The organism is Bosea vaviloviae, from assembly GCF_001741865.1.
Classification (GTDB): domain Bacteria; phylum Pseudomonadota; class Alphaproteobacteria; order Rhizobiales; family Beijerinckiaceae; genus Allobosea; species Allobosea vaviloviae.
Genome location: NZ_CP017147.1, coordinates 2,420,856 through 2,441,282, shown reverse-complemented (window position 1 = coordinate 2,441,282; position 20,427 = coordinate 2,420,856). Strand labels below are relative to the sequence as shown.

The window sequence follows — 20,427 nt, the reverse complement described above, 5'->3', positions numbered from 1 at the left end:
AAACAGGGGACTATCCATGACACTGAAACGATGGCTCATCGGCGCGGGCCTCAGCCTCGCCGGCACATTCACCGTAACCGCGGCGAACGCCCAGACCTCGACGCTGGAGCGCGTCAAGGCGCGCGGCGAACTGATCTGCGGCAACCACATCGCCCTGCCCGGCTTCGGCCTGCAAGGGCCGGACGGGCGCTGGGACGGGCTCGACATCGATCTCTGCCGCGCGGTCGCGGCCGCGATCTTCAACGACCCCAACAAGGTCCGCTTCGTGCCGACGACGCCGCAGATGCGCTTCGTCGTGGTGCAGTCCGGCGAGGTCGACATGCTCGCCCGCAATGCCACCTACACGATGTCGCGCGACACCTCGCAGGGCATGTCCTGGCCGATCATCAATTATTTCGACGGCCAGGGCTTCATGGTGAAGAAGGCGCTCGGCGTCACCGAGGCGAAGGGGCTGAACGGCGCCTCGATCTGCGTGACGCAAGGCACGACGACCGAGCTCAACCTTGCCGACTTCTTCCGCTCCAATAACCTGAAATACGAGATCATCGGCTTTTCCACCAATGAAGAGGGCGTCAAGGCGCTGGAGGCCGGGCGCTGCGACGCCTTCACCACCGATTCCTCGGGGCTTGCCGCCGAGCGCCTGAAATTCTCCAAGCCGGACGATTTCGTCATCCTGCCGACGCTGATCTCGCGCGAGCCGCTCGGCCCCGCCGTCAAGCGCGGCGACGAGAGCTGGTTCGCCCTGGTGAAATGGGTGCACTACGCCATGCTTAACGCCGAGGAGTTCGGCGTGACCAAGGCCAATCTCGACGAGATGCTGAAATCCTCGAACCCCGAGATCAAGCGCCTGCTCGGCGTCGAGGGCAAGTTCGGAGAGGGCCTCGGCCTGACCACGGACTGGGCCTATCGCATCGTCAAGCATGTCGGCAATTACGGCGAGAGCTTCGAGCGCAATGTCGGCATGGGCTCGAGGCTGCAGCTCAAGCGCGGCCTCAACGCGCTGGCCTCGCAGGGCGGGCTGCAATATCCGCATCCGGTCCGCTGACGCGGAGGAAGGAGACCCATCCATGCGGATCGCGCTGATCCATGCGCTCCGGCATTCGCCGCCTCCGATCGAGGCGGCGTTCGCCGAGCTCTGGCCACAGGCCAGGCTGATGAACCTGCTCGACGACAGCCTCTCAGCCGATCTCGCCCGCGACGGCAAGATCACGGAGGCGATGACAGGGCGCTTCCTGGACCTCGCGCGCTATGCGAAGGCGACCGGCGCCGACGGCATCCTGTTCACCTGCTCGGCCTTCGGGCCCTGCATCGAGGCGGTGCAGCGCGAGCTTGCGCCGCTGCCGGTGCTGAAGCCGAACGAGGCGATGATCGAGGAGGCCGAAAAGGCCGGCGCGCGCATCGGCCTCCTCGCCAGCTTCGCGCCGACGCTGGCCTCGATGCCGCCGGAGTTTCCACCTGCATTGACGATCATGCCGAAGCTGGCGGAAGGGGCGCTCGCCGCCCTCGACCGTGGTGACGGCGCCGAGCACGACCGGCTCGCCGCAGAGGCAGCGCGCGATCTCGCCGGTTGCGACGTGATCGCGCTCGCCCAGTTCAGCCTGGCGCGATCAGCTGCAGCGGTCATGGCCGCGACCGGCAAGCCGGTGCTGACGACGCCGGAGAGCGCCGTGAGGAAGCTGAGGCGCCTGCTAGAGCCGGATGATTTCAGGCCGGATCATTCTATGATCCGGCCTGAAATCTGAATCCGTCTCTTATCAAAGAGTTAGAGCAGGATTGATGCGAAAAACCGGTTCCCACTTTTTCGCATCCTGCTCTGGCGTGAGGGCCGGTCAGGCTCCTTCGATGCGCCGCAGCGCCTCGAAATGCTTCTCCGACTGAAACACCAGCACGTCGCGCCTGCTCGAAACTGCAACTCAAACTCAAGCGCGGCCTCAACGCGCTGGCGTCGCAGGGCGGGTTGCAATACCCGCATCCGGTCCGCTGACGACGGAGAGGCCGGGCGTTTTCCGCCTGGCGGCGAGCGTGCGGTAGAGTGCCTCGGGGCTCACCGCCAGCTCGGCCGCCAGCAGCGCCCAGCCTCCCTTTCCGGGCATGGCACCGTCATTCAGCGCCAGCCAGGCATCGAGGCGGTCATCGACCGTCTTCAAGGCGAGAATCTCGCATCGCGCGCGGCTGCGCTGGATTTCGCGCGACAGGTCGCGCGCAAGCGAGAACAGGAACGGCGCCGCCGCATCGTCGGAAAACAGAACAGAACGGCCGACACTGGCGAGGCGGCACACTGAAATCGCCACGGCCGTACAATGATAGCGATCGCTGAAGCAGGATGCTTCAGCCAGGAGCGTGTCGCTGCCAACGCGGTGGAGGATCAGTTCAGTGCCCGAAGCTGCATATCGGACGAGCTTCATCTCGCCTTCCAGCACGACATAAGTGCGGCGCACGGCGTCGCCTTCGCGGAAGAGGGATTGGCCCGGCTCAAGCTGATGGGCGGCATCCTGGCGGCTCAGAACGAAAGCAGCGACCGTGTCAGACATGACAGCGATCATGTGGGGCATCGGCGGGTGATGGCAAGCTCCGTACCTCACCAGAGGAATTCCACATGAAGACCTTGTCTCTCGCATTGATGCTGCTTGCCCTGGCGAGCGTCGCAAATGCACAGCATATCGGCCACGGGCCGGCTCGCGCTCAGCCCTATGCCGGCCTGGACGGGCGCGCCGTGCCCTCACTGTCCGCCGAAGAGCTCGATGGCCTGTGGAACGGGCGCGGTCTCGCGATGGCGCTTCCAGCCGAACTCAACGGTTATCCGGGTCCGCTACATGTGCTCGAACTCGCCGACAGGCTACAACTCACCCCCGATCAGACACGCCGAACCGAGGCCCTTGTCACGGCCATGCGCAAGGAGACGATCGACATCGGGCAAGCCGTGATCGCAACCGAGAGCCAGCTCGATCGTACTTTCAAGGAGCGCAGGGCGACGCCTGAGACCATAGAGGCCGAAACGAAGGCGGTCGGCGCAGCGCGAGCCGCATTGCGCGCCGCCCATCTGCGTTATCACCTCGTCATGGCCAAGATGCTGAACGCGCATCAGATCGCCGAATACCGCTCAGCGCGCGGCTATCGGACGCCATAGCTATTCCGGCGCGGGCTTCGAGCGCGGCATCGAGATTACTGAGCGGGAATGACGAACTGCCGCCGTCTAGCAGGCTGCTGCAGAAGTCTCTGGCGGGATCGTCTTGGAGATGATTCACTCTGTCTGAGGCAGATGCGGGGTCTTGCGATGCGGGGACGTGAGGATCGGTCGGATAGCCTGTTCAGCTACATCCGGCTGGAAGAGCGGGTTCCTGCGGATCATCCGCTGCGAGCGATCCGGGCTTTGGCGGACGAGGTTCTGGCGGGTCTGAACGGTCGCTTCGAGACGCTGTATTCGCAGATGGGTCGGCCCTCGATCCCACCGGAGATGCTGCTGCGCGCGACGCTGCTGCAGGCGTTCTTCTCGGTTCGCTCCGAGCGGATGCTGATGGAGCAGATCGACTACAATCTGCTGTTCCGGTGGTTCGTCGGGCTTGAGATGGATGCCGCGGTCTGGCACCCGACGGTGTTCACGCACAACCGCGACCGGCTTCTGGAAGCGGATGTGGCCCACGCCTTCCTGTCGGGGCTGCTGGCTTTGCGTCAGGTGAAGCAGCTCCTGTCGAGCGACCACTTCTCCGTCGATGGCACGCTGATCGATGCCTGGGCCTCGATGAAGAGCTTCCGGCGCAAGGACGGCTCGGACGAGCCGCCTGGGCCTGGCCGCAACGGCGAGCGCAACTTCCGCAAGGAAAAGCGCTCGAATGTAACCCATGCCTCGACCACCGATCCCGATGCCCGGCTCTATCGCAAGAGCGACGGGCACGAGAGCCGGCTGTGCTTCATAGGCCATGCGCTGATGGAGAACCGCCATGGCCTCGTGGTGGACGCGACGCTGACCCACGCCACCGGCACGGCCGAGCGCGAGGCAACGCTTGCGATGCTCGACCGGCGCGAAAGCCGACATCGGATCACGTTGGGAGCCGACAAGGCCTACGATGTCGAGGCCTTCGTGGGCGACCTGCGGGCGCGCCAGGTGACGCCGCACATCGCCATCAACGGCGCGGTGTCCAAGACCGGCAAGGTGCGCAAGACCGCCATCGACGGCCGCATCACCCGCCATCCCGGCTACGCGATCAGCCAGCGTTGCCGCAAGCGCATCGAGGAGGTCTTCGGCTGGATCAAGACCCAGGCCGGGCTGGCCAAGGTCAAGGTCCGGTCCCGGACCAAGGCCGAGGCGGTCTTCACCTTCGCAGTTGCCGCCTACAACCTCGTCCGCATCCCCAAGCTTCTAGCCCAGGCGACCGCATGAAGGGCAGCGCCAAGCGGACCAAGCCACGCTCCGGCAGCAGCATCCACCAGAAGACAAGCCGCCGACGCTTCCCAGCTGCGCCAGTCGCTGCCAAAACAGCAAAGACCATCTAAACCAAGAGCCAGAACAGACTTCTTCAGCAGCCTGCTAGCTATCCTGGATCAGGCCCCTTCGATGCGCCGCAGCGCCTCGAAATGCTTCTCCGACTGAAACACCAGCACGTCGCGCCAGTCGCGCGCCGTCGCCTCGATCTGCTGCTGCGGAATGAGCTTCAGCGGCCGGCCGGTCGACATTGCCAGCACCTGCTGTCGGCAGGCGCGCTCCAGGAAATACAGGTCATCGAAGGCGACCGCGATCGAGGGGCCGCCGATGGTCACGCCGTGATGGGCGAGGAAGGTGATGTCGACATGGTCGTAAGCCTTGCTGGCGGCGATGATGGCCTCACCCTCGCTCGCATCGAGTGCGAGCCCGCCGAAATGGTCGACATAATGCGTGCGGCCATGGAAGCGGCAGGCGGTCTGATGCGCCATCTCCAGCCTGCCACCCTCGACCATGGTCAAAGCGGTGGCGTAGGGCATGTGGACATGCAGCACCGCGACATGGCGCAGATTGGCCTTGTGGGCGGCGACATGGATGTTGCGGGCGGTCGCCTCGACCTCGCCCTCGCCTTCCAGCACCTCACCCTTGTCGTCGATCAAGAGCAGGTCGGAGGGCTTCATCTCCGACCAGTGCACGCCATAGGGGTTGATCAGATAGCGCGGCTTGCCGTCGGGGCCATTGGGCAGGGCGACCGAGAAATGATTGCAGATGCCCTCGTTCAGCTCGAACTTCGCGGCAAGGCGGAGCGCGGCGGCAAGGTCGCGGCGCTGGTTCGTGATGCTGGGCAGGGACATGGGCAAGGACATGGAGCAGGATCTCTCGATTATCGGAAGCGAACCGGATCGAAACATTGCAGCGCCGGATATGACAAGGCCCGGCCAGCCTGACATGACAGGGTTCGGCCGGGCCTGAGCCAAATCGCATAACGGACACCGCGCGTTATTTGGGCGCGAGCACCATGACCATCTGGCGGCCTTCGAGCTGCCAGTCGCTCTCGACCTTGGCGACGTCGACGAGGTCGACCTTGACGCGCTCGAGCACTTTCACGCCGAGATCCTGGTGCGCCATCTCACGGCCGCGGAAGCGCAGGGTCACCTTGACCTTGTCGCCCTCCTCGAAGAAGCCGTGCATGGCCTTCATCTTGACGTCGTAATCGTGCTTGTCGATGCCCGGCCGGAGCTTGATCTCCTTGATCTCGATGGTGCGCTGCTTCTTGCGCGCCTCGGCCGCCTTCTTCTGTTCAAGAAAGCGGAAGCGGCCATAATCGAGGATCTTGCAGACCGGAGGCTCGGAGTTGGGGGCGATCTCGACCAGGTCGAGACCGGCATCCTCGGCAATCTTCAAGGCCTCGAAGAACGACACCACGCCACGATTGGCGCCGGTATCGTCAATGAGCTGGACATCGCGGACACCGCGAATGTCGCGGTTCGAACGCGGGCCGTCTTTGGTCGGGGTCGGGGCAGCGCGGAAAGGACGACGAATGGGGGTATTCTCCTGTTTCAGGCGCGAGCAGCGCCGCTGAGCAGACACATTGCACAAAGATGCGCGATGTCAATGGAAAGGCGAGATGGCGAATAGCGAATGGCGACTGAAGGGGCGAGATGGCGAGTTGCGAGTGGCGAATGGAGGGAATGTCTCTAGGGCTTGGCGGTCGCAACTTTTCCCACTCGCCACTCGCCACTCACCATTCGCCCCTTCATCGACCCAAGAGCGCGCAATAGACGTCCAGCGTATCCGCCACCATCGTCTCCAGCGAGAAATGCCGCTCGACATGCTGGCGCGCACGCCGCGCCAGGGCATCACGCGCGGAAGGGCGCAGGGCCAGCGCCTCGGCGAGGCTGGCGGCGAGCGCCGCTGCATCGCCCGGTGGCACGCGCCAGCCGGTGCGCTCGGCCGGCGTGACCTGCGGCGGCGCCAGGACGGTCTCGGGCACGGCGCCGAGATCGGCCACCACGACGGGCGCGCCCATCGCCTGCGCCTCGACCGCGACGCGCCCGAAGGCCTCGGGCTCGGTCGAGGGCACGGTGACCACGGCTGCCGAGAGCAGCGCCGCCGGCATGTCCGTGCAATGGCCGACGCGCTTGACGCGGCCTTCCAGCCCCGCCTTGGCGATGAGCTGGTCGAGTTCCTTGACATAGCCGTCGCGTCCTTGCGGGTCGCCGGCCAAGATGAAGGCGGTCTCGTCGTCGCCACCATCGCGCAGGATGCGGGCGGCCTCGATCAGGATGCGATGCCCCTTCCAGCCGGTGAGCCGGCCGGGCAGCAGCACGATGCGCTGATGCGGCTCGACCTTCCAGGCCGCGCGCAGGGCCTGGATGCGCTCCGTCCCGACCGCAGCCGGCGCGAAGGCCGAGAAATTGGTGCCGCGATGGACGACCCGGATACGGTCGCGCGCAAAGCCGTGCTTGGCCAGGATCAGGTCGGCGGTATAGCCCGAATTCGCGATCACCACGTCGCCGCGCGCCATCACCGAATTATAGAGCGTCTTCACCACCGAGCGGCTGGCATAGGAGCCATGATAGGTCGTCACAAAAGGCAGTTTCAGCGAGCGAGCCGCCGCGAGCGCGACCCAGGCCGGCGCACGCGAACGGGCATGGATGAGCTCGACGCCCTCATGCCGGCAGAGCAGCGCCAGGCGGCGGACATTCAGCGCCATGGCGAAGGGATTCTTCGTGGCGGCGGGAAAGGGCAGCCAGACGCCGCCCTTGGCCTGCAACTCGGCGACAAGGCGGCCGCCCTCGGTCGCGACGAGCGCGCGCGCGCCGACATCGGTCAGGCCCTTGGCGATATCGACGGCCGTCCGCTCGGCCCCGCCCGCCTCGAGATCGGGAATGATCTGCAAGATGGTGCGGCCGCTGAGCGGGTGCGTCTCGGTCGAGGGCAGCGACAGATGCGCGCCGGGCTGGAAGGACATGCTCACAGTTTCAGAGAACTCTTTCTACAAACGACGATACGACCACGTGCGCCGCGCGAGCGCAGCCTATATTCGCCTCGCCCAGCAGATTCGTCACAGGAGATTTGACGTGGAGCGAGACGCGCCGCAATGGCTGGACCTCGGGCAAGGCGCTGAACGGCGCAAGCTCGCCTACCTCGCGCAGCCCGGCGATGGCGCCCCCGTGCTCTGGCTCGGCGGCTTCCGCTCCGACATGCGCGCGACCAAGGCCGAGGCGCTGGCGGAATGGGCGCGGCAGACGGGACGCGCCTTCCTGCGCTTCGATTATGCCGGCCATGGCGAGACCGGCGGCGATTTCGCGCATTGGACCTTGTCGCATTGGCTCGAGGACGCGCTTGCCATGATCGCCGCTCGCTGCGGCCGGCCGCCGATCCTGGTCGGCTCGTCGATGGGTGGCTGGATCGCCTTGCTCGCCGCCCGCAAGCTCCTCAGTACGGCGCTCGCGCCGGCCGGGCTGGTGCTGATCGCACCGGCCGTCGATTTCTCCGAGGATCTGATGTGGGCGCAGATGCCCGACGCGATCCGGGAAACCATCCTGCGCGACGGCGTCTGGCTGAGGCCGTCCGAATATTCGCCCGATCCGACGCCGATCACGCGCGCGCTGATCGAGGACGGCCGCAGGCATCTGATGTTTGGAAGCGAGATTCGGACCGGCTGCCCGGTGCATATCCTGCAAGGGATGGCCGATCCCGATGTGCCGTGGCGGCAAGCGGTCAAGCTCGTCGAGCATCTCGCCGGCGATCCCGTCCTGCTGACGCTGATCAAGGATGGCGATCACCGTCTCTCGACGCCGGGCGACATCGCCCGGCTGACGTCGGCAGTCGCCGGGGTCACCGCCCCGGCCTGAAGCAGCGTCCGGCCTGAAGCAGCGTCAATGGACGCTGACCATCCTGAGATCGTGTTCCCAGGCGTTGGCGGTCGCGGCATCGCGCGAATCGGTCACCAGGATCGGTGCGCCATCGGCCGAGAGCAGCGCGAAGAGCTGCAGGCCGGGCTGAATCTCGGGCGCCTGCGGGAAGATGCGCAGGAGCTCGTCCGAGGTCATCGGCTTGAGATAGGCGACCTCGCCCGTACCAAGCGCCGCGAATTCGGCCTGGGTCAGAGGAGTGGTCTGGATCATCGTTCTATCTTCGTTCATCGCGCCCTCCTTCAGAGCAGTGCGAGTAGCGGCTTTCAGAATACGCCTCAGATTATGAACAGATGCAAAAACCGCGCTGCACCCGTCTTGCCGGTTACCTTGCCGGTCAATCCCGGCTCACAATATCGATACGCCGGATGAGGCGTTCAGGTTCCGGCCTCACCAAGTCGATGGCGAGAAGTCCGTTGGAAAGATCGGCTCCCATCACCTGCATTCCGTCCGCCAGCAGAAAGCTGCGCTGAAACTGGCGCGCCGCGATGCCGCGATGAAGGAATTGCCGGTTCTTGTCGTCGCTCTGGCGACCCCGGATGGTGAGCTGGTTCTCTTCCAGCGTGATCTCGAGCTGCTCGCGGGCGAAACCCGCTACCGCCAATGTGATTCGGAGCCGGTCCGGCTCGTCGTCGCAGCGCGGCATGCGCTCGATGTTATAAGGCGGGTAGCCTTCGCTGCCCCCCTTGGACACCCGGTCAAGCGCGCGTTCGATATCATCGAACCCCAGCAGGAACGGATGCGACAGACTTGGCGTACGCGTCATACGGCCCTCGAAAGGCGCCCTCTCGGATCATGCGGGGCCCGCTGGTCGCAGCACCCCACCGGTGGGAGGCGAACCCTCCCATCCACCGGGATATGGCGAGAGAAACGGACCGGTTCAAGAGCCTGCCGGGCGGCGCGTCCCAGGTGGGGTCCGAAGTGCGGCGGTGAAACCGGACTTCCGGCAATGGTGCGGGTGGTACAGCCACCCCGGCTTGAACGGGGGACCTCTAGATCCACAATCTAGCGCTCTAACCAACTGAGCTATGGCTGCCCGCACCCGGCGCTTGGCGATCGGTCGCAAAGTCACGATCGGCGGCGGCGCGGAACCTAGTGCGGTCGCCAGCCGATTGCAACCGTCGAATTCACGCCGCGCCCAATGGATTTTGGGGCGGCGCTTCGCGTGTCCCTCAGCCCTTGCCCTCAACCCCTGCGCAGGGGTGTGCTCGCAATCTGCGCGAGGTCGTTGAGATGGGCCGAATAGGCCTCATAGCCGCGGCGGATGGCCTTGGTCTGAAGCGCTACGGCGTCGGCCGCGCTGTCGGTGCGCGCCAGCGTCTCGGCCGCGCCCAGCGTCGCCTTCAACTCCGCGCAGGCATAATCCAGCATGCGGGCCTGCAGCGCCCCGAAGGTGCGCGCCAGAGCCAGTGTCTGCGTCACCATGGTCGCCGCAGTGACGGTGGCGAATTCAGGTGGCTTCGGAACCGGCGCGGTCACGGGAGCGGGCGCGGCCACGGGAGCGAGCATAGTCTTGCCCGTGAACGTCACGATCTCGGCCGACCTGGCGACGGCGGGCTTCACCGCCTCGACGATCTTCGGGGCAGCAGCCTCGGGCGCGACGACCTTTGGGGCGACGATCGCGGGGACCACGGCCTTGGGAGGCGCAACCGGGCTCACGACCTTGGCCGTGCTCTTCACCGTGCTCTTGGCCGCCGCCTTGATCGCGGGCGCCTTCTCGATACGCGTCTTCTCGATACGCATCTTGGCGGGCGGGATGCGGGTCGCAGCCGGCTTCACCACCTTCGCGGCGAGCTTCGGCGGGGAAACCGACTTGATCGCGAGAGCTGGGCTCGGCGCAGCCTTTGCGGCCGGCTCCGCGGCCTTCGCCGGCGGAGCGCTCGGCTTGGGAGCATCAACCTTGGGAGCCGCAACCTTGGGCGTCTCGGCCTTGGGAGCTTCAACCTTGCTGTCAGCGGGTTTGGGAGCCTCGACCTTCGGAGCCTCCGCCTTGGGAGCGGCAACCTTGGGAGCCTCGACCTTGGGAGCCTCTACCTTGGGAGCTTCCGGCTTCAGCACGATGGCGGGTGCGCTCCCCACCGGCTTGAGCGCTTCCTTGGGCGCCTCGACCTTTGGCGCGGCGAGCGGAGTCGCCGGAGCGACGGCTGCCACCGGCTTGGCGTCGACGGGCTTGACCTCGACGGGCTTGGCCTCGACCGGCTTGCCAATGACGAGGGCCGGCGTGTCGGGGATAGGGGGCAACGCCGTCACCGGCGCCAGGCTGATCGGCGGTTTGGCAGTCGTCGTTGTCGGGGCAGTCGTTTTCGTCGGGGTAGCCGTCTTTGTCGAGGCAGACTTGGTCGGGGCGGATTTGACCATCGCGATCCTCCATCAAAAGAGAAAACAACGCGCGCAAACGATAAAACGACGCATGCCGGGCTCATCGCCCGGCCGCTCGATCTTCATCTCGTCCGCTTCCGGACGCCGCCAGGGCGCCCGTCGCGGCCTACTTGGCCTTCAGTCAGGCCCTCACTTGGCCTTCGTCGCCTTGGCAGCCGTTTCGGCAACCTTGTTCGCGACATCCTGCGCCGCCGAGCCCATCTCCTTGAGCTGGGTCTGGAGCGCGGCCATCTGCGACTTCATGAACTCGGACTGGTGCTGCATGACCTCGGTCAGGTCCTTGGACTTCACCAGCTTCTGGGCGAGGTCGAAGGCGGCCGCGACATTGGTCTCGGCATAGCTCATCGCCTTGCGGGTCACGTCCTGCGCATTGACGCGGGCTGACTCGGCCGAACCGTGAGCAGTATCCACGGCCTTCTGCGCCGCGCCGATGAAACCATCGAAAGCCTTGCGGGCCTGGTCGACGCTTTTCTCGGCGAATTCGCGCATTTCAGTCGGCACTTCGTAAGGTGTCTTGCCGTTCATCGGGGGCATCCTCCTGTTGCAATGACTCATGAGCAGGCGCGGTCATTGTGCAGTGCAATATCATTATTGCGCCGCAATGACAACGGCACACGACTCTGCCCAGCCGCTCACGTTAACGCTGTTTGTACGAGACGCGGGAGAGCCCGTCTCAGTTCCATGGCTTTGCTTTCATTTGGGCGCTATTAAAGGTTTGTTAGCCATAAAGGCGTGGACTGAAACGAGCAGGCAAGCATGAGCGAAGCCGGACAGGACTGGGCGCGACTAGGCGCTGCGGCGGCGCAGGACGCCGGGCTTGTGTCCTTCGCGAACGGCGGGGCCGTACTGCTATGGGATGCCGAGACCGGCCGGCCGGGTTTCGTCAATGCCGGCGCGCGGGCGCTGCTGGGCGCAGACGGCCTTTCCGCGAACCTGCCGGCGCCGACGCGGCAGAGGCTCGCTTTGCTGGCTGGAGGCCTTGCGCCGCGCGACGGCATCAGGCTCGAGCGGCTGCGGCTGACCTCGGGCTTCTCCGCGACCATGATCACCTGCGGCTGCCGGCTGCTGACGGGCCCCGATGGCGGCGAGGTGCTGGCGATCGCTGTCCCGGCCAACGAGATGCGCCGGCTCGGCGTCGCGGTGCCTGCGACCGAGAGCACGCACCAGACGCAAGACCTACCCGCTGCCGAATCGGCCGTGGCGATTGCCACGCCTGCGTCTGCGCCGGCTCCCGTGCCGGCCGCGCCGCGCCGCGCCCTGCTGCGCTTTCTCTGGAACAGCGATGCCGCAGGGCGCCTGACCAGCGTCTCTCCCGATTTCGCCGAGCTCGCCGGGCCCCAAGCCGCGGCGGCTCTGCCCGGGCGGAACTGGGAGCAGATCATCGGCCATGACCTGATCGACAGGGATGGCGGCCTAGCCCAGCGTCTCGCCAGCGACACGACCTGGAGCGGCCACCACGTGCTGTGGCGCACCGAGCTGCCGCAGGAGGGTGCGCGCGTCGAATTGTCGGGCGCGCCGTTCCTGGATGCGGCACGCCAGTTCGCCGGCTTCCGCGGCTTCGGCCTCGCGCGCCTGACGGAACGCGAGCCGTTTCCCGATACGGCGATCGCGGACGCACCCGCAGACGAGATCGAAGCGGACGCGCCCGAGGCCGCGAACGCTCCGGTTGAAGCCGAGCCAATTGAAGCCGAGCAAGGCCCCGTCGTCGCGGCGGAGCTCCCCGCGGCCATGGAGCCCGTGACGGTCGAGGCCCCTGCCCCGCTTGTCGCCGAGGCCGAGGCTGTCGAAGAGATCGAAGCGCCCGCCGCCGAGCCGGCGGAGGCCGAGTTCGGCTCCGCGCTGGAGGCAGACGAGGCGGCGCTTGAAGGCGAAGACAACGAGGCCGCGGCGGAGGCGCCCGAACCGGTTCCCGCAGCCGAGGACGCGAGCCTGGCTCCGGAAGACACCCTGGCTCCGGAAGACACCCGGGCTCCGGAAGCTGAAGCTGCCTCGCCAGCCGTATCCGAGGGTCCCGCCCCCGGCGGCAATATCGTGCCATTGCGCAACGGTCATCTCGCCAGCGTCCGGCCGGTGTTGGAGCCCTCAAAACCCAATCTCAGCTCGGCCGAGCGCAACGCCTTCCGCGAGATCGCCAAGGCGCTGGGCGCACGCATCGCCGGCGACGACGAGACCAGCCCGCGCCTGCCCCCCGTCGCGCCGTTGCGGCTGAAGGAGAGCGGCGAGCAGCCGCTCGCGCCTGCAGCCGAACCGCGGGGCCAGGACGCCGCCCTTGGCCGCCACCTGGCCGAACTGGCGCCAGCCGATCTGCCTGCCCCGAAGCAAGTGCCGACTGAGGCCGCAGTGGAGTCCGGCTCCGAGACCGCGCGGCAGCGGCAGCCCAACTCCCATGCCGACGTGCTCGACAAATTGCCGATCGCGGTTCTGGTCAATCGCGGCGACGAGGCGCTCTACGCCAACCGCACGCTGCTCGACCTGCTCGACTATGCCGATCTCGACGATCTCAAGGCCGGTGGCAATGTCAGCCGCCTGATCAAGGAGGCCTCGCGCACCGATGGCGGCGCGATGATCCTGATCGACCGGCTCAACCATCTCGTCAGCGTCAACGCCGTGCTCTCCAGCGTGTCCTGGCTGGGCGAAGCGGCGACGCTGATGGCCTTCCGCCACGCGGATGGCGGCGGCGAGGTCAAGGTGCTGACGCCGGAGGAGGCCGAGGAAGCCGAGCTTGCGGCGGAGTTCGCGGCCGAGGACGAGGAGAGTGCCGCCCGCGTCAACGCCTTGCGGCTCGATGTCGATGCGCGCGAATCCCGCATCAGCGAACTCGTCGCGATGCTCGACACAGCGACCGACGGCGTCGTCACGGTCGATGAGCGCGGCCGCGTGCTCTCGCTCAACAAGACCGCCGAGGCGCTGTTCGGCTACGACCAGCGCGAGGTCACCGGCGAATTGTTCACGCTGCTCTTCGCGGCCGAGAGCCATGCTCCGGCGCTCGACTATCTCGAAGGGCTGAAGGGCGGCGGCGTCGCCTCGGTGATGAATGACGGGCGCGAGGTCGTCGGCCGGGTGCGCCAGGGCGGCAAGATCCCGCTGTTCATGACCATGGGCCAGATCACGGAAGGCTCCGAGCGCCGCTTCTGCGCCGTGCTGCGCGACATCACCGCCTGGAAGAAGACCGAGGGCGAGCTGGTCGAGGCGCGCAAGGCGGCCGAGAAGGCGAGCGCCCAGAAATCCGACGTGCTCGCCAAGATCAGCCACGAGATCCGCACGCCGCTCAACGCCATCATCGGCTTCGCCGAGGTGATGGCGGAGGAGCGCTTCGGGCCGATCGGCAACGATCGCTACAAGGAATATCTGCGCGACATCCATCAGTCGGGCGGCTACGTCATCAGCCTGGTCAACGACCTGCTCGACCTCGCCAAGATCGAAGCCGGCAAGCTCGACCTCGACTTCGTCAGCGTCAATCTGAACGAGATCGCGCTCTCGACGGTCGCCCTGCTGCAGCCCGAGGCGCAGCGCGGCCGCGTGGTGCTGCGCTCGGGCCTCGCGCCGAAGCTGCCACCGGTCGTCGCCGACCAGCGCTCGATTCGCCAGATCGTGATCAACCTGCTCTCCAACGCGGTGAAGTTCACCGATGCCGGCGGCCAGGTCATCGTCTCGACGGCGCTCGGCGACCAGGGCGAAGCGATCCTGCGGGTGCGCGATACCGGCATCGGCATGGACGACAACGAGCTCGCGCTGGCGCTCGAACCCTTCCGCCAGGTGCCGACGACGCGCCGCAAGGGCGGCACCGGTCTGGGGCTGCCGCTGACCAAGGCGCTGGTCGAGGCCAACCGCGCGGCGATGAGCATCACCAGCGTCAAGAAGGAAGGCACGCTGGTCGAGATCACCTTCCCGCCGCAGCGGGTTCTCGCTGGGTAAGGCAGTCGAGCGGTCATAGTTTCGCCGTCTCGGGCGGCTCATAGACGGATCGCGCTGGCGCTTGCCCCCATAGGCCCGGCTGTCTTGCTGGACGGGCGGAGCCGAGTTGAACTTCCTCTACGACGACAGCGCCGAGCCTCTTGCCGATCCATTCGCCGCCCCGGCTGGGTTGCCGGTTTCCGAGCACCGCTCGGTCAATTGGCGCTGGCTCTCGGCTTGCGCCTTGATCGGCCTGCTCGGTGCCGCCCTGATGGGCTCATCGCTTTATGTCTCCGAGGGCGACCACGTCACGGCGCAGCGGCCGGAGAAGGCCACACCCACGCATAACGACGAAGCCGCAACCGGCAAGACGGCCCACAAGGGCGACAGCCTGGCCCAGCACAGCTTCGCGATCAGCACGACGCAGCATTTCCGCGCACCGTTGACGGAAGTCGCGGCCGGGCGCGAGATCACCAAGGTGCATGCCTTCGCGCATGTCTCCGTCGCCCTGTCGCCGCTTCCCATTGCCAATCTCGACATCCCGGATTTCGATCCCGCCCGGTTGCTCGCCGGCTCGACGCGTGAGGCGCCGCCCCAGGACGCGACCGACCCCGCCGACGCGGATGTCTCCGTCACGCGCCGGGATCTCGCGGGGCTCGTCATCGACCCGGATGCTCCCGGCCTGTCCGACGCCGCGATCGACGAACAGATCGCCGAGATGGCCCGGCTCTCGGCCGGTTCGCCGCAATTGCCGCCCGATTATTCGAATCAGCGCATCCTGTCGCGGACGCTGCGCATGGTCGGCGAATCGGCCAGCGCCGAGGCCGATGCGGAGGACACCGGCCGTTTCGGCTCGCTCGATGTCCGGATCATTCCCGAGAACGTCACCGACGTTTCGGCGGGCGCCGACAGCCGCGAGCGCTTCGGCGATGTCGATATCTCGCTCGAGCGCGGGCAGACGCTCGCCGCGGCGCTCGCCTCGAACGGGGCCTCCAGCGAGCGCGTCGCCGCGATCCTCGCCGCGCTCGGCAAACGGGCCAGGGGTGATCTGCCCGATGGCCAGCATCTGCGCGTCACGATCGGCCCCGAGGCCGGCGACCGCACGATCCAGCGCGTCACCCTGTTCGACGAGAGCGGCCCGCAGCAGGTCGTAGCCCTGGACGATCAAGGCCGCTTCGTCACCGTCGCCCTGCCCGCGCGCGGCCATGACGGCACTGAGGGCAAGGCGGATCAGGATGACGAGGAGGATGACGGCAACAACGCCACGCTCTACCAGAGCGCCTATGCCAGCGCCTTGAAGAGCGATGTGCCGCGCGAGGTCATCGACGATTTCATCCGCGCCTTCGCTGCCGGCCTCGACCTCAAGCAGCATGCCGGCAGCGGAGACCGGCTGGAGCTGGTCTTCACCGACGACCAGCCCACACCGGCAAACCATCGCGAACTGCTTTATGCGGCGCTGTCCACCGGCGGCGAAACGCAGCAGATCTACCGCTATGTCTCATCGGAAACGGGCGAGCTCGACTATCTCGACGATGACGGCGTCTCGCTCAAGAAACTGCTGCTGCGAAAGCCGGTGCAGGAGGGGCGGATCAGCTCGCCCTTCGGCATGCGCTACCACCCGATCCTGCACTATTCCCGGCTGCATAACGGCGTCGACTGGGCCGCCCCGCGCGGCACGCCGATCATGGCAGCAGGCGACGGCAGGGTGACGGCCGCCGGGGTTCACTCCGGCTACGGCAACCGGGTCGAGCTCGAGCACGCCAATGGCTATGCCAGCGCCTACAACCACATGGCCAGCATCGCCGGTCGGATCAAGCCGGGCGCCTCCGTCCATATGGGCGAGATCATCGGTTATGTCGGGACGACGGGCCTCTCGACCGGCCCGCATGTCCATTACGAGGTCACCACGAACGGGCACTTCGTCGATCCCATGAAGGTGAAGCTGCCCAGCAGCCGCGCCCTTCAGGGCGCGGCGCTGGCCGAGTTCAAGGAGCACAAGAAGCAGATCGACGACTTGCGCCACCATGTCGACGCGACCGTGGCGGTGGCGCCGGGCGGGCATCCGACTTGATCGCGGAGCCTCGTCTTGAAGGCCGTTTGAGCGCCATTGGCGAGTGGCGAATAGCGAGTGGCGAGGTAAAGCTTCCATTCGCTACTCGCCACTCGCCGTTTCCGCTTGAGCCAGGGGCTACAGCAACGTCCCGCTCAGGATCACCGCCGCCACGCCGAAATAGATCACCAGACCGGTGACATCGACGAGGGTCGCGACGAAAGGCGCTGAGGCGCTGGCCGGGTCGAAGCCCAGCCGCTTCAGGACGAAGGGCAGCATCGAGCCCATCAGCGAGCCGAAGGTGACGATGCCGACGAGCGCGCCGCCCACGGTTGCCGCGATCAGGGCCCAGTGCTCGCCGTAATTGTAGATGCCGAGTTTCTGCCAAAGCACGATGCGCGCGACGCCGATGGCGCCGAGGATGGCGCCCAGCGTCAACCCAGTCGGCAATTCGCGCAGTGCGACCCGCCACCAATCCTTCAGGCTGATCTCGCGCAAAGCGAGCGCCCGGATGATCAGCGAGGTCGCCTGCGAGCCCGAATTGCCGCCCGAGCTCATGATCAGCGGGATGAACAGCGTCAGCACGATCGCCTTTTCCAGCTCATCCTGAAAATACTGCATGGCCGAGGCCGTCAGCATCTCGCCGAGCAGCAGAATCGAGAGCCAGCCGGCGCGCTTGCGGATCATCCGTGCGAAGCCGATCTCGTTATAGGGCTCGTCCAGCGCTTCCATGCCGCCGAGCTTCTGCACATCCTCCGTCGTCTCCTCGATCATCGCGTCGATGACGTCGTCGACGGTGACGATGCCGATGACGCGATTGGCGGAATCGACGACGGGCACGGCGAGCAGATTGTATTTCGAGATCAGCCGGGCGACGTCCTCGCGATCCGTCGCCGGCGTGACGCTGATCGGCTTGTGCGCCGGCACGACAGAGGTGACCACGGCATCGGAATCGCTGCTGATCAGCCGGCGCAGCGGCACCGCGCAAATGAGCGCGCCCGTCACTGGCTCGAGCACATAGGTCGCGTAGACCGTCTCGCGCGAGCGCTCGACATGGCGGATATGGTCGAGCGTCTGCGCCACGGTCCAGTTTGCCGGCACGCTGACGAACTCGGTCGTCATGATCGAACCCGCGCTGTGCTCGGGATAGGAGAGCAGCCGCGTCAGGGCCGTGCGCGTCTCCTGGTCGACCCGCGCGGTGAGGCGCTCGCGCACGGGGGCGTCGAGCACGCGGACGATGTCGGCGACGCGGTCGGCCGACATGGCGGAGAGGAAGGCCGCCGCGCGCTCATCGCTGAGGAGCGTGAGCGCGGCGGGCGCGTCGAACAATTCGGGCTGGTCCAGGACCTCGACGGCGCGTTCGAACGGCAGAGCGACGAGGACCTCGGCGATGGTCGCCGTGTCCTGATCGTTCAGCGTCTCGACGATATCGGCGATGTGTTCCTGCGCCAATGTGCAGGTCAGGGTCTTCGCAAGCAAATCCGTCTTGGCGAGCAAATCGGGTGCTGCGGCGCCCCTGTCATGCGCGACGATATCATTCATGGCTCTCTTCCTTGCGATCGGCCGTCATCGGCCGGTCGCAAGCGAGCCGGTTACCCGGTCAGGCGCGCGAGGCGGCGGCAGACGGCATCGACTGTCGGCTGGGACTGTCGGTTGGCATTGCGATTGGGGTTCCTGATTGCGGCCTTCCCCGAAGGTCCGGCGGCGCGGTCGCAGTGCACCCTGCGACGGAGCGCGTCAAATAAAATCTGCATAAGGATGAGCGGCTTCGATCGGCCCCTCATCTAAAAGTGAGAGCAGGATCGACGCGAAAAACCGGTGCCCACTTTTTCGCATCCTGCTCTAACGACAAGGCCCTCGCCGCGCAGCGGCGATTGTTGGCCCGCGCGGCCCGCCCTATGGTGCGCCCGCCCTTAAGCTCCTTCGCCGAAAGCCTCACCGCATGACCCTGACCATCTATGGCTGCTACCGCTCGCGCGCCACGCGCAATGTCTGGCTCGCCAACGAACTCGGCCTCGCCTTCGTCCATGTGCCGGTGATCCAGGCCTACCGGCTGCCTGACCCGTCGGCACCGGATGCGCCGCTGCACACGCGCAGTCCGGATTTCTTGAAGGTCAATCCCAACGGCCATATTCCGAGCATCGACGATGACGGCTTCAAGCTGCATGAATCGCTCGCGATCAATTTCTATCTCGCCCGCAAGCATGGCGGCCCGCTGGCACCCGCCGATGCCCAGGAAGAGGGCCTGGCCGTGATGTGGTCGCTCTGGGCCGCCACCGAATGCGAGACCCATGCGCTGAACATCCAGTATCACATGGCCGCCTATCCGCCCGAGAAGCGCAAGCCCGAGCTGGCTGAGGCGGCGCTCGCCGCCCTCCCCGCCCCCTTCGCGGTCCTCGACGGCGTTCTGGCGCAGGGTGGCGGCTTCGTCATGGGCGGGCGCTTCACCGTCGCCGACATCAACGTCGCTGAGATCATCCGCTACGCCAGGCCGGCCACCGCGCTGTTCGAGGCTGCGCCGCACGTCAAGGCCTGGCTCGAGGCCTGCCATGCCCGTCCCGCCTTCAAGGCGATGTGGCAGGCGCGCGACGCCGAAGCCGCCTGAGCGGAAAACGGGTGGCGCCACACTGCCGACGCGCCTAGATCGCATCGCATTCGGACGGAAACGTCCGAATGCGAAAAACCTGATCGATTCCAGACGCCGAGAGCATTGCTCTTGCGAGGACGCGACAAGGGAGCCCCAGTGCGCTCCCGCGAAGGGGCAATCCAGATGACTACCGCTCCCAGCTCTTCCGGCCCCGTGATGGGCGCGCGCGAATGGCTCCTGCTGCTGGCGCTCTCGCTGCTCTGGGGCGGCTCCTTCTTCTTCGGCAAGATCGCGGTCGCGGAGTGGCCGCCTCTTGCCGTCGTCCTGTCCCGCGTCAGCCTGGCGGCGGCCGTGCTCTATCTCGTCTTGCGCCTGCGCGGCCTCGACATGGCGGTCGGCCGCCGGATGTGGCTTGCCTTCTTCGTCATGGGGTTGCTCAACAATCTCATTCCGTTCTGCCTGATCTTCTGGGGCCAGACCCAGCTCCAGAGCGGCGTCTCCGCGATCCTGAACGCCACCACGCCGGTATTCGGCGTCATCGTCGCGCATCTGTTCGGCAGCAATGAGAAGGCGACCCCGCTCAAGCTCGCCGGCGTGCTGGCCGGGCTCGTCGGCGTCGGCATCCTGATGGGCCCTGATGCACTCAGCGGCCTGGGCGGCGCGCTCCTGCCGCAGCTCGCCTGCCTGGGCGCCGCCTTGTCCTATGGTTTCGCCGGGCTCTATGGCCGGCGCTTTCGCGACACGCCGCCGCTGGTGACGGCGGCGGGCCAGCTCAGCGCCACGACCGTGATGTCGCTCCCGCTCGTCCTGATCTTCACCCCGCCCTGGAGCCTGCCCACGCCATCCTGGACAGCTGCCGCCGCGCTGGTCGGGCTCGCCTTGATCTCGACCGCGCTCGCCTATGTGATCTTCTTCCAGATCATGCGGCGGGCGGGCGGAAACAACGCCATGCTCGTCACCTTCCTGGTGCCGGTCAGCGCCATCATGCTCGGCGTCGGCCTGCTCGGGGAAACGCTGCTGCCGCGGCATCTCGCCGGCATGGCTGCGATCTTCGCCGGTCTCGCCCTGATCGACGGCCGGCTATTCCGGCGCAGGCCCGAGATAAGCCCCGCGCGCTGATTTTTGCCGAGGCTTTATTGCCAAAAAATTATGAATTGCTCTAGGGTCGCTTTAGCGGCCA

Annotated in this window: 18 protein-coding genes and 1 tRNA gene; 9 read left to right on the top strand and 10 right to left on the bottom strand. The window is 66.5% G+C overall.

Annotated features, from left to right (window positions below; genetic code table 11):
- Positions 1–22: 22 nt before the first annotated feature.
- Together BHK69_RS11390 and BHK69_RS11385 are read left to right on the top strand one after the other, a co-directional pair.
- The gene (locus BHK69_RS11390) at positions 23–1,045 is read left to right on the top strand and encodes an amino acid ABC transporter substrate-binding protein (protein WP_069693569.1); all 1,023 of its coding nucleotides are present in this window, start codon (positions 23–25) and stop codon (positions 1,043–1,045) included.
- Between the two features lie 22 nt (positions 1,046–1,067).
- Positions 1,068–1,742 carry an aspartate/glutamate racemase family protein gene (locus BHK69_RS11385; RefSeq protein WP_069690201.1) on the top strand — a complete coding sequence of 225 codons (675 nt, stop codon included), beginning with the start codon at positions 1,068–1,070 and terminating at the stop codon, positions 1,740–1,742.
- 189 nt (positions 1,743–1,931) lie between these two features.
- Here the strand turns inward: BHK69_RS11385 and BHK69_RS11380 are convergent, their stop codons facing one another.
- Positions 1,932–2,543, bottom strand: a complete 612-nt coding sequence (locus tag BHK69_RS11380; protein WP_069690200.1) for a Crp/Fnr family transcriptional regulator — start codon at positions 2,541–2,543, stop codon at positions 1,932–1,934.
- A gap of 53 nt (positions 2,544–2,596) precedes the next feature.
- Between BHK69_RS11380 and BHK69_RS11375 the strand changes: the two genes are divergently transcribed.
- Entirely contained in the window at positions 2,597–3,127 is a 531-nt protein-coding gene (locus BHK69_RS11375) for a hypothetical protein (protein WP_069690199.1), read from the top strand.
- 147 nt (positions 3,128–3,274) lie between these two features.
- Positions 3,275–4,378 carry an IS5 family transposase gene (locus BHK69_RS11370; protein WP_069693320.1) on the top strand — a complete coding sequence of 368 codons (1,104 nt, stop codon included), beginning with the start codon at positions 3,275–3,277 and terminating at the stop codon, positions 4,376–4,378.
- A gap of 161 nt (positions 4,379–4,539) precedes the next feature.
- Here BHK69_RS11370 and BHK69_RS11365 read toward each other — a convergent pair whose 3' ends face one another.
- The 3 genes from BHK69_RS11365 to BHK69_RS11355 form a co-directional block, all read right to left on the bottom strand.
- Positions 4,540–5,283, bottom strand: coding sequence for an aldolase (locus BHK69_RS11365; RefSeq protein WP_069690198.1), 744 nt, complete (start codon positions 5,281–5,283; stop codon positions 4,540–4,542).
- Positions 5,284–5,416: 133 nt separating this feature from the next.
- Complete coding sequence (gene infC, locus BHK69_RS11360) at positions 5,417–5,959, bottom strand: translation initiation factor IF-3 (protein WP_069693568.1); 543 nt, start codon at positions 5,957–5,959, stop codon at positions 5,417–5,419.
- A gap of 214 nt (positions 5,960–6,173) precedes the next feature.
- Entirely contained in the window at positions 6,174–7,391 is a 1,218-nt protein-coding gene (locus BHK69_RS11355) for a glycosyltransferase family 4 protein (protein ID WP_069690197.1), read from the bottom strand.
- A 109-nt stretch (positions 7,392–7,500) separates the two neighbouring features.
- Here BHK69_RS11355 and BHK69_RS11350 point away from each other — a divergent pair, with 109 nt between their 5' ends.
- Entirely contained in the window at positions 7,501–8,277 is a 777-nt protein-coding gene (locus tag BHK69_RS11350; protein WP_069690196.1) for an alpha/beta hydrolase, read from the top strand.
- Positions 8,278–8,301: 24 nt separating this feature from the next.
- On the opposite strand, the gene BHK69_RS11345 is transcribed toward BHK69_RS11350, so the two are convergent.
- From BHK69_RS11345 to BHK69_RS11325, 5 genes are all read right to left on the bottom strand, one after another.
- Complete coding sequence (locus BHK69_RS11345) at positions 8,302–8,568, bottom strand: BQ00720 family protein (RefSeq protein WP_244546373.1); 267 nt, start codon at positions 8,566–8,568, stop codon at positions 8,302–8,304.
- 106 nt (positions 8,569–8,674) lie between these two features.
- Positions 8,675–9,103, bottom strand: a complete 429-nt coding sequence (locus BHK69_RS11340) for an Hsp20 family protein (RefSeq protein ID WP_069690195.1) — start codon at positions 9,101–9,103, stop codon at positions 8,675–8,677.
- A 193-nt stretch (positions 9,104–9,296) separates the two neighbouring features.
- A tRNA-His gene (locus BHK69_RS11335) sits at positions 9,297–9,373 on the bottom strand.
- A gap of 149 nt (positions 9,374–9,522) precedes the next feature.
- Positions 9,523–10,695 carry a phasin family protein gene (locus tag BHK69_RS11330; protein WP_069690194.1) on the bottom strand — a complete coding sequence of 391 codons (1,173 nt, stop codon included), beginning with the start codon at positions 10,693–10,695 and terminating at the stop codon, positions 9,523–9,525.
- 150 nt (positions 10,696–10,845) lie between these two features.
- The gene (locus BHK69_RS11325) at positions 10,846–11,241 is read right to left on the bottom strand and encodes a phasin (protein WP_069690193.1); all 396 of its coding nucleotides are present in this window, start codon (positions 11,239–11,241) and stop codon (positions 10,846–10,848) included.
- A gap of 231 nt (positions 11,242–11,472) precedes the next feature.
- Here BHK69_RS11325 and BHK69_RS11320 point away from each other — a divergent pair, with 231 nt between their 5' ends.
- Entirely contained in the window at positions 11,473–14,631 is a 3,159-nt protein-coding gene (locus BHK69_RS11320; protein ID WP_069690192.1) for an ATP-binding protein, read from the top strand.
- Positions 14,632–14,737: 106 nt separating this feature from the next.
- On the top strand, positions 14,738–16,681 hold the full coding sequence (locus BHK69_RS11315; protein WP_244548474.1) for a M23 family metallopeptidase: 1,944 nt from the start codon (positions 14,738–14,740) through the stop codon (positions 16,679–16,681).
- Positions 16,682–16,798: 117 nt separating this feature from the next.
- On the opposite strand, the gene mgtE is transcribed toward BHK69_RS11315, so the two are convergent.
- Positions 16,799–18,202, bottom strand: coding sequence for a magnesium transporter (gene mgtE / locus BHK69_RS11310; protein ID WP_083269253.1), 1,404 nt, complete (start codon positions 18,200–18,202; stop codon positions 16,799–16,801).
- Between the two features lie 400 nt (positions 18,203–18,602).
- Between mgtE and BHK69_RS11305 the strand changes: the two genes are divergently transcribed.
- Together BHK69_RS11305 and BHK69_RS11300 are read left to right on the top strand one after the other, a co-directional pair.
- Positions 18,603–19,265 (top strand): glutathione S-transferase family protein, encoded by a 663-nt coding sequence (locus BHK69_RS11305; RefSeq protein WP_069690191.1) that lies wholly within the window; start codon positions 18,603–18,605, stop codon positions 19,263–19,265.
- Positions 19,266–19,430: 165 nt separating this feature from the next.
- The gene (locus tag BHK69_RS11300; protein WP_244548473.1) at positions 19,431–20,366 is read left to right on the top strand and encodes a DMT family transporter; all 936 of its coding nucleotides are present in this window, start codon (positions 19,431–19,433) and stop codon (positions 20,364–20,366) included.
- Positions 20,367–20,427 lie beyond the last annotated feature (61 nt).